Origin of the sequence: Parvimonas sp. M20 (assembly GCF_035282425.1) — a bacterium.
GTDB lineage: Bacteria > Bacillota > Clostridia > Tissierellales > Peptoniphilaceae > Parvimonas.
In genome coordinates, this window is the sequence record NZ_JAYKBQ010000173.1 from 1 (window position 1) to 270 (window position 270).

Consider the following 270-nt stretch of genomic DNA (forward strand, 5'->3'; position numbering starts at 1 on the left):
GCTTATCTTTCGAGGCATCCGGCCCAACCAGAATACGGGTAATTTTACCCTGCACTGGCGTGGATGGCGACGTATAAACCCGATAACCGGCACCGCGCAGCTTACCGACAATCTCATTCACTTTATCGGCATTTTTCAGCGCACCCAGTTGCACAACATAGGCTTTACCCGTCGGTGCAGCTTTTTCTTCCACGACCGGCTTCGGTTCTGGCTTCGGCGCAGGTGGTGCTTCAACCTTTGGTTTAGGCGGCTCCACCGGTTTCGGCTTCG

At 54.8% G+C, this 270-nt stretch carries 1 protein-coding gene; it reads right to left on the reverse strand.

The genetic code is table 11. From position 1 onward, the window contains the following. Positions 1 to 193: SPOR domain-containing protein (locus tag VJI93_RS08860; RefSeq protein WP_324009333.1), on the reverse strand; the 193-nt coding region annotated here is incomplete at its 3' end. Positions 194 to 270 lie beyond the last annotated feature (77 nt).